Genomic DNA, 9379 nt, shown 5'->3' with positions numbered 1-9379 from the left:
AACGAAGCAGAGCTGGGTTTGGTACGTCTGGCGCGGCGGAGAGTACGTGCCGGTTGAATAGGGTTCGCTGATCGCCGGCGTGCCGGTTGAGATGTCTAGTCTGATGCAGACCAGTGTGGCCGGACTGTTCCGACTCGCCGAGATGCTTGAACGCCTCGGCATACGCGGCCGGCTGTTGCTCGCCTTTTTCGGGATCAGCGCCCTTGCGGTGCTGGCAACCGCTGCGGCGCTTTATGCCTTCTTCCTGGTTGGCGACGTCGTCGACCGAATTACCACGGATCGAGTGCCGTCGGCGCTCGCATCCCTCCAGCTGTCGCGCCAGGCCGAACGGGTCGCTGCTGCCGCGCCATCGGTGCTGGCAGCGACAAGCAGGGCTCAGCACAGCGAGGTCTCGGCTGCCATCGCGCTCGAGATGTCCCGCCTCGAGGCCCTGCGCACGGACGTCCGGGATGCCACGTTGGGCACAGTGCCTTTGGCCGAGATCGAGGAAGCCGCGATTGTTCTGAGGCGCAACCTGAAGGAGCTCGACTCTCTTGTTGTCGCCCGGCTCGACGTGGTCGCCCGCAAGGAGGAGCTCCTGAACCGCCTCGCCGCGACGACGACCGGAAGCCAGCGCCTTGTCGCCACCGGCATCCTAGTGATGGATTCCAGGCTCCCGCAATGGCGGGCGGACGCGGCCGACACGTCGCTGTCGCCCGATCGACGCGCAGCGGCGATGGCCGACCTGGTCCAGGCGATTGCGGCCTACATCCCCCAGCAGAAGGCGCAGCTGGAAATCTCGGCGGTCAACGACGCGCTGGTGAAGGTCGCGAACGCGCCGACGCCGGGCGACCTGGCGTTGATCCTTTTTCCGCTACGCCGTTCGCTCACTGCTCTTGAAAAGGTTTCCACGGAGATCGACGAAAAGCTGCGGACCCGCTTCCGGCAGCGTGTCGACGAATTCAAGGCTTTGACCGACGGCGAGGACGGCATCCCCAAGGCGCGGGAGGACGAGTTTGCTGTCCTGGCACAGGGCGAAAGGCTTCTGGCCGAGAACAATCGACTGTCGCGCAATCTCACCGCTGGCGTCGATCGACTGGTCGCCACGGCAGACCAGGAGATCGCTGCGTCTGGTCGCGAAGCCGCGCTCGTCCAGCGCTACGGCACCGCGGTTGTGCTCGGCTCCGCCTTCCTTAGCCTCCTGAGTTCGGTTCTGGTTGTCTGGCTCTATGTCGACCGCAGCCTCCTCGCCCGACTGGGGGCCGTGAGCCAGGGCATGCTCGCGATTGCGGGGGGCGACCTTCGTGCGTCGCTGCCAGCCGCGGGCAGCGACGAAATCGGGCGCATGGCCGAAGCGCTGAGACTCTTCCGGGATACTGCTGTCGAGGTCGAGGAGAAGAACCTGCGCGACGTTGCGGAAGCTCGTCAGCGGCTCATCGATGCCATCGAAAGCATCTCCGAAGGATTCGCTCTGTACGACGGGGATGATCGGCTCGTCCTCAGCAACAGCCGCTACCGCGAATTGCTCTACACCGGTCTGGAGACCGAACTGACGCCCGGCACGACATTCGAGCAAATCATTCGCCGATCCGCTGAGCGCGGCTACATCAGGGACGCCGAGGGGCGGGTGGAGGAGTGGGTCGCCGAGCGCCTCTCGCGGCACCGCAACCCTGGCGAACCTTGGGTGCAGCGGCGAGGCGACGGGCGGTGGGTCATGATCAGCGAGCGGCGCATCAGCGCCGGCGGCACGGTCGCCGTCTATTCAGACATCACTGAGCTGAAGCAAAGGGAGGAGAACCTCGCCGAGAAATCCGTTGTTCTGGAGGCGCTTTCCAGCAAGCTGGCGAAGTATCTGGCGCCCCAAGTGTATCGCTCGATATTCACCGGCCGCCAGGAGGTCAGGATCGCCAGCCAGCGCAAGAAACTGACAATATGCTTCTCCGATATCGCGGGCTTTACCGAGACCACTGACAAAATGGAATCCGAGGATCTCACCCAACTCCTCAACCACTATCTGACGGAAATGTCGAAAATTGCTTCGGATCACGGCGCGACGATCGACAAATATGTCGGCGACGCGATCCTGATGTTTTTCGGCGATCCCGAGACTCGCGGCGTCAAGGAGGACGCGCTGGCTTGCGCGCAGATGGCACTTGCAATGCAAAAGCGGATTGGCGAGCTTGCCGAAGTCTGGCGGGACATGGGGATCGAAACACCGCTGCGCTGTCGCATCGGCATCCATACCGACTACTGTACCGTCGGCAACTTCGGCAGCGAGGACCGGATGGACTACACGATAATCGGCGGCGCCGTGAATCTCGCCTCGCGCCTGGAGCAGGAGGCGCCGCCGGGGGCCATCCTCATTTCCTACGAGACGTTTGCGCAAGTGAAGGACTCAATCGACTGTGAGGAGCTTGGGCACGTCCAGGTCAAGGGGATCGCCTATCCCGTCGCCACCTACCGCGTCATCGATCTGAAGGCCAATCTGGCGGCCGCTCGTCGTGCCGTTCGAACCGAGCTGCCGCACTTCAGGCTGGAACTTGAACCGGAGCTGATGTCCCCTGACGAGCGTGGCGATGCCGCCACTGCGCTTCGAGATGCGCTGGATCGGCTTTGTCACAAGCCCGGGTAGTAGGGCTTGGTCCACACGACCCCTCCCAATGGACGCAAGGAGTGGGATGTGGGACGCCGCTCATTGACGCTATCGATGCGAAGGCCGCAGAACGGTCGCGGTCAGTCTTCGAACTCGGGGCGGAACGTCCGCATCGGAGCCGAGACTTAACATTCACGGCATCACTGGCAAGGTCCGGATATGGCGCAAGTTGCTCGTTCCGGTCGCCGCCTTAAACGGCAAAGTTTGACCCAGAGCGGGCGCTCGGCATGACAGTGTCGAACCTCCGAAAGCGTGATAGAGCAGTCATTGCCCAGGTGCGTACGTCGGCTGCATTTGGCTGCCGAAAGCGGTTAGCATCGATTTCACTCAAAGTCGCTCAGAGTAGAATCGAAAGTTCCCTCTTGCTTCCGTCTTCCTGCTATCGTGGAGATGAGGAGACGGACCCTTGAGCGAGAATCGTAAGCTAGCCGCAATCCTGGCTGCGGATGTGGTCGGATACAGCCGGCTCGCGAGCGCGGACGAAGATCGTACTTTGGCGAGGTTGCGGGCGCTGCGCAGCGACCTGATCGATCCGATCATCGCAGTGTACCACGGCCGGGTGATCAAGCGCACCGGCGATGGGGCGCTGGTTGAGTTCCGCAGTGTAGTGGATGCCGTGCGCTGCGCCATAGAGGTTCAGAATGGAATGGTTGAGCGCAATGCCGGCGTGCCGCAGGACCGCCGCATCGAGTTCAGGATCGGCATCCATCTGGGAGATGTGGTCGAAGAAAGCGACGGCGACCTGATGGGCGACGGCGTCAACATCGCCTCGCGTTTGGAGGGCGTCGCGGCGCCCGGCGCCATCTGCCTGTCCGAGGATGCCTATCGCCAGGTCAAGGCGAGGCTCGATCTCTCGGTCAGCGATCTCGGCAGCACGCAGCTCAAGAACATCGCCGAGCCGATCCGGGTCTATTCGCTGCAAGTCGGCAGCGCCGGGACCAAGGCGGCCGTGACCTCGCAAACCGCGACGAGCCGGCCGGCCACGGCAGTGCCGCCGAAGCTGTCGATCGCCGTCCTGCCGTTCGCCAACATGAGCGGTGACGCCGAACAGGACTACTTCGCCGACGGCATCTCTGAAGACATCATCACCGCCCTGTCCAAACTATCGCAGCTCTTCGTCATCGCACGCAATTCGTCATTCACCTTCAAGGGCCAGAACGTCCATGTGCAGGAGGTGGGCGCGAAGCTGGGTGTGCGGCATGTGCTTGAAGGCAGCGTACGCAAGTCAGGCAACAGGGTGCGCATCACCGCGCAGCTCATCGATGCAATTTCTGGCGGCCATCTCTGGGCGGAGCGGTTCGATCGCGACCTGACCGACATATTCGCCGTGCAGGACGACGTGACGCAGCAGATCGTCGGTGCGCTGGCCCTCAATCTGACTGAGGATGACCGTCAGGCGCTGGCGCCCGAGCAGCCGCGCAACACCGAGGCGTACGACTGTTTCCTGCGGGGCAGGGAGCTGTGGCACCGGCTGGCCAAGGAAACGAACGTCGCGGCCCGCGACCTCTTGCAACGTGCCATCGAACTGGACCCGAAGTTTGCCTCTGCCCACGCTTTCCTCGCCCTCACGCATGGACTCGATTACCTGAACCGGTGGGGTGCGTCGCCGTCGGAATCGATGGCGCAAGCGGAAGAGGCTGCAACGCGAGCGGTAGCGCTGGATGACAGCGATCCTTGGGCGCACTGGGCTCTGGCGATAGCCAAGCTGTACACACGACGGCACGATGAGGCCATTGACGAGGTCGAGCGCGCACTGATCCTCAATCCGAACTTCGCCGAAGCGCATGTCTGCCGCGGCGAAGCGCTATACTATTCAGGCAGACCCGAGGAGGCCCTCGAGAGTTTCGCCCGGGGAAAGACATTGAATCCATACTTTCCGGATGTGCTTCTGCACTTCCAGGCTTTGGCGTCGTTTCAACTGGGAAGGTACGAAGAGGCTGTTGACCTCTTGCAGCAACGGCTGGCTCGCAACGCTGTCACCGATGTCTCGCGCGCGCTTTTGGCCGCCAGCTACGGCCATCTGGGCCGTTTGGAGGAGGCCCGAGCGGCCTGGCAGGATCTGCTTCGTGTCAATCCCGATTATTCGCTGGAATACCGGCGTAAAGTGTTGCCCTACAAGAACCCTGCCGATTTCGAACTCATGGTCAATGGCCTCCGCAAGGCCGGTCTGGTGCAGTAACGCTTTACGTGAGGCTCAACTCGCCTTGATCTCTGCCCGACCGATCTTGCGCCATCGGGCGTTTTCGCGAACCAGTTTCAGGTCGGCGGTCGTCTCGGCAAATGTCTGCAAGCGATATTGCCGGAGCAGGTCCGGGAAGAGCGCCCCTTCCGGCAGGCTGGCAAGCTGCTTGCGGACCGAGATCTTTTCATCGATGACCCGCATGCCCCAGGCATTTTCCCTTACCTGCAGCTCCGCAGCCAGATCGCGCTCTTCCGGCGTGCTTTCATCCAGCGCAGCCAGCAGGATCGACTGGAAAAGCGCTACATAACCAATCTGTCTCAGGCCGCCCACAATTCGCACGCGCGGCAATATGGCAAGGATGAGGACCATGAGGAACAAGTCCGGCAGCAGCACGCCGTCCAGCAGCGCCTGCCTGAGATGCAGCCGCTCGAACGGGATGGAAAGACCATGCGGCCTGTCAAGTTCGAACAGGTGCCCGTGCTCGAGGACGAGCTTGCGCACGCGCTGCTCGCGGATGCCCCAGAAATAGGCGGTGGCATTGGGCAGGAATCTGCCAAATGGGCCCGACGCGGCCTCTTGCAAGGCTTGGTCGAGACGCTGGCGCCTTGCGGGCTCAAAGAGCAGTCTGGAAAGAAGGCTGCCATCTTGGTCCAGATGCCGCGCCATGACCGCCGCAGCGAGTCGGTCATCGATGAAAACCGGCCGGGCCATGCCGGAACGATCCCAATCGGCTACCAGATTCTCGTTGAGTTCTGTCAGCGCATCGGCGGCCGTTCTAAACACCTTGTCTTGGCCGGCAAGCAGTGTTCCCAGCCAGCGGCTGGCATCCGTTTCGTCGCCCACAGCTTCGAGCGCGCGGCTGTTGAGGCTGACGGGACCGGCCGCGCAGACGCTTTTGCGGCACAGTTTGTGGCGCCCCATGCCAAACAGGTTGACCTTGTCGTCACCGACATCGAGCCATCCCGGCCCCTCCCGACCGATAGTCTCCATGGTCATCGTCGCTCCCATGAAGCCGAAGAAGGCCGACAGCCCGTGTTCGACTGCGCCGAGCCAGGCAAGCAGCGCCGCATCGAAGGTGATCCGGTCCATGAGAAGCAGGCAGTGTAGGCCGGACTGGATCACCGGTCTGTGCTCGAATTCTTCGAGGGCCTTGCCGACTTCTTCAGGCTGCATGATCGCGCCAAGGCGCTGATGCAGGACGTCGCGCAGGATCGAGCGGGCAGCGATCGACGGGCCCGATGCAGGCCTTGCCACCGGCCGCCACAGATGGCGGGCGTAATCGGAAACCGGTGCATTCCAGTTCTGCTCGATGTCACGCACGACTTCCGGGCAGAGCAGCGACAGCAAAGCCAGAATGTCCACCGGGGGTGCAGGGGCTGGGGAGAAGACGGCGGTCATCAGAACCGCAACCGGGCCATGCTCAGGAGGTCGTGATACTGCCCGTCGGTAAAGCCGGCCTTCACATGCCGGCCTTCAACCTCGAAGCCGTGGCTGGTGTAGAGGCGGATGGCCGGTTCGTTCTCGGCATAGACGCTCAATTCGACCCGCTTCAGGGCGCGCCAGTTGTCGGCCACGTCAAGCAGCGCGGCAAGGATGGCAGAGCCGATACCTTTGCCGACAAAGCCATCGTCTAGTCCAATGTTGATCTCGCCGATATGCGAACGGCGCGGCGAACTTTGCACGACCAGGCTGCCATGGCCAACGACCTTGCCGTCCAATTCGGCGACGATCCAGGTGGTTTCCTGGCCGGACTTGGCGATGCGCCGCTCCACCTGCTCCACCATCTCGAAGGGCATCCTGAACGTGCCCCAGCGGAAGCCCTGCATGTTGAAGATAGCGCAAAGCGCCTCCGCATCGCTTGGCCGGACGGCCCGGAGCTGCGGCTGGATTTTCTCGGATGGCGAGATCGTGCTGGTCATGGCTTTCCCGCCTACAGCAATTCCAGGAAAAGTGTGAGCGGTTTTCGGCCCGGAATTGCGTCAGAACGAAGTGATAGAGCAGTTCACCGTTTCCTTGAAACGGTGAACTGCTCTGAGGCAATCGGTCCCGGCACGATGCACCGGACGTCACCTGAAAATCCAGCCGTCTCTGCAGCCTATGCTGCCGATTGCGAACCAAAATACCGGGAGGCGGCGAAGAGTTTGAAGACGCCGCTGATGCCGATCCAGCCGAAAAGGGCGAGCCAGCACAATGTAGCGGCCGCCGTCCAGTCGATCCGGTGCACTGCGGCGTCGGTGATGACGAGGCCAAGGATGGAAAGCAGGCCGACCAGGAACTGCGCCAGGCCCAGCACCAGCAATTCTTCGCGCGGCGCGCTTTTCCAGACGAGATAGGTGCCGCCACCGCCGGCGAGGAAGATGGCGCTGTAGACCTGGGCGTGGAAGGGATCGACCGGCCATGGCCAGGTGCTGCTGACCATCCGGGGAAACAGCAACGTGCCGACGCCATAGAGCCCGAGGATCGCCGTTTCCACCAACATGTAGCCGCGCCATGCGGGGTTTAGGGTCACGCCTTTTGCTGAATGACGGGCCCTGGCCCGCCACAGGAACAGCCCGGATACCGCTGCCGAGGCAAGATAGACCAGGAACCAAAGCCAGGTCGCTTTTCGCTCGAAGTTGAAATAGCCGAGATTGATCAACGAAACCGCCGACACGGTGACGGTGAAGATGAAGGCCATGACCAGCACCAGCCTGCCGGGCGACCAGCGATTCCAGAACAAGAGCGCCGCCATCACCGCCATTTCGGCGGTGTAGAAGCCGCCGAGGAAGCGGGCACTGAATGGCGTGACGGGCCAGGGCCAGCGCGGCTTGACCAGTGCCGGCGCGAAAAACAGGCCGGCGCCGACGATCAGTACGATGATGACCACCGCAGAGAAAAGACGCAGGGCCGCGGGAAATGGCGGGTTGTTGGGTGTCGGCATCGGAGAGAGTCCCAAAGGTGAATGCCTATCGACCATCATAGTGCCGCTTGCGGCCGGTGAAAATCCGCCGAATGGAAATTGAACCATCACCAGGCTTGTCTATTCGAATGGTCCGTGTCGAAGTAAAATGCAGCGCTCGGACCAAAGAGCGGTCCGATCAACACGCCTGGGAGGCGCATTTTCCGGAGCCAGCAGAATGAACGAAGCTCAGGATCTGTTCTTGCTTCTGCGGCAATCGACCGATGTCGATCCACTGGTAATCGACGCGATCAAGCAAACCGTTGCGGAGGGCAACGACCGCGAACTTTGCCGCATCAATGCGCCAGCCTTCGCCAGCAAGCATGGACTCGACGAGGAGCGCACCATAAGCGCATTTCTCCATGCGGCGCGGGTGGGCATCTTCGACATTTCCTGGAATGTTCTGTGCCCCGGCTGTGGCGGCGTGCTCGACACCAACGCCACGCTGAAAACCCTGCAGAAAGACGAATACACCTGCGCGCTGTGCTCCGAGGGCTATTCGCCGACCCTCGACGAGATGGTCGAAGTGACGTTCACCGTCAGTCCCCGCGTACGCAGGATTGCCGCGCACAATCCACACGAACTGCCGCTGGTGGAATATTTCCGCCAGATCTACTGGGCGTCCGGCATCGATGTCCCGGATGAGGATTTCGCGAAAAAGTTGGAAGCGTTCTCGCTGGAAGATATCGAGCTTGCGCCCGGTGAAAAGGCGCTTCTGCCCATACAGCTTCCGTCCGAATTCATCATCATCTTCGAGCCGGTCACCCATTCAGCGCAGTTCATCGACGTGAAGGGCGAACCGACAAAGGAGCGCCGAAGCCTCTCTTTGGTCTTCGACCGCGACCATGTCCAGAACCAGACGCTGGAGATGCAACCTGGCCCGTTGCGCATTTCGCTGGAAAACAGGACCGACACCCGCGTGCTGCCGACGGTCTTCATCGCCGGCCAGGCTTTGCATGATTTTATGGGCAAACGCCGGCGCTTCCTCACTGCCAAGCGCCTGCTCACCAACCAGACGTTCCGCGATCTCTATCGCACGGATACGCTCGACATCAACCAGCGCCTGAAGATCACCAGCCTGACCTTCCTGTTCACCGATCTGCGCGGTTCGACCGCGCTTTACGAGCGGGTGGGCGACCTTGCGGCCTTCGATCTCGTGCGCGCACATTTCCAGGTTCTGCACGAGATCGTCGCGGCGGAGGCAGGCGCGGTGGTCAAGACGATCGGTGATGCGGTGATGGCGACCTTCGCAACGCCTGATCGTGCGATTGCTGCGGCCCTCAGGATGCGCGATGCCATGCGTGCGCTCAACGACAAGAGCGGGCGCGAGGACCTGCTACTCAAGATCGGCGTCCATGCCGGCCCCTGCATCGCCGTGTCTATGAACGAGCGACAGGACTATTTCGGCCAGACGGTCAACATTGCTTCGCGGGTCCAGAACCTTGCCAACGCACAGGCGATCTTCGCCACTCGTGCGGTGGTCGACGACAATCTCACCGCCGATCTGTTGCACAGGAACGCGCTGACGCCCGTGCCCCACGAGGTCTCGCTGCGCGGCATTGAGCGAGAAATAGCGGTGTATACGATCCCCTGAAGACCCGGCCCCTGACTGGCCCCTGAAAGACCT

Annotated in this window: 6 protein-coding genes; 3 read left to right on the top strand and 3 right to left on the bottom strand. The window is 62.1% G+C overall.

Annotation, left to right across the window (positions count from 1 at the left end):
* Positions 1-142 precede the first annotated feature (142 nt).
* Entirely contained in the window at positions 143-2611 is a 2469-nt protein-coding gene (locus JT360_RS23060) for an adenylate/guanylate cyclase domain-containing protein (RefSeq protein ID WP_214474388.1), read from the top strand.
* A 427-nt stretch (positions 2612-3038) separates the two neighbouring features.
* Positions 3039-4811 carry an adenylate/guanylate cyclase domain-containing protein gene (locus tag JT360_RS23055; RefSeq protein WP_214474368.1) on the top strand — a complete coding sequence of 591 codons (1773 nt, stop codon included), beginning with the start codon at positions 3039-3041 and terminating at the stop codon, positions 4809-4811.
* A 15-nt stretch (positions 4812-4826) separates the two neighbouring features.
* Here JT360_RS23055 and JT360_RS23050 read toward each other — a convergent pair whose 3' ends face one another.
* From JT360_RS23050 to JT360_RS23040, 3 genes are all read right to left on the bottom strand, one after another.
* The gene (locus JT360_RS23050; protein WP_250889006.1) at positions 4827-5903 is read right to left on the bottom strand and encodes a hypothetical protein; all 1077 of its coding nucleotides are present in this window, start codon (positions 5901-5903) and stop codon (positions 4827-4829) included.
* A gap of 308 nt (positions 5904-6211) precedes the next feature.
* Positions 6212-6733 carry a GNAT family N-acetyltransferase gene (locus tag JT360_RS23045; protein ID WP_214474366.1) on the bottom strand — a complete coding sequence of 174 codons (522 nt, stop codon included), beginning with the start codon at positions 6731-6733 and terminating at the stop codon, positions 6212-6214.
* 176 nt (positions 6734-6909) lie between these two features.
* Positions 6910-7734: a hypothetical protein gene (locus JT360_RS23040; RefSeq protein ID WP_214474365.1), complete on the bottom strand. Its 825-nt coding sequence runs from the start codon at positions 7732-7734 to the stop codon at positions 6910-6912.
* A 196-nt stretch (positions 7735-7930) separates the two neighbouring features.
* On the opposite strand from JT360_RS23040, the gene JT360_RS23035 reads away from it, so the two are divergent.
* Entirely contained in the window at positions 7931-9346 is a 1416-nt protein-coding gene (locus JT360_RS23035; RefSeq protein WP_214474364.1) for an adenylate/guanylate cyclase domain-containing protein, read from the top strand.
* Positions 9347-9379: the final 33 nt, after the last annotated feature.

The sequence above is a fragment of the Mesorhizobium sp. dw_380 genome, assembly GCF_018588885.1.
GTDB lineage: Bacteria > Pseudomonadota > Alphaproteobacteria > Rhizobiales > Rhizobiaceae > Mesorhizobium.
Note: the sequence above shows the minus strand (reverse complement) of the source record. Positions and strands in the feature narration are given on the sequence as shown.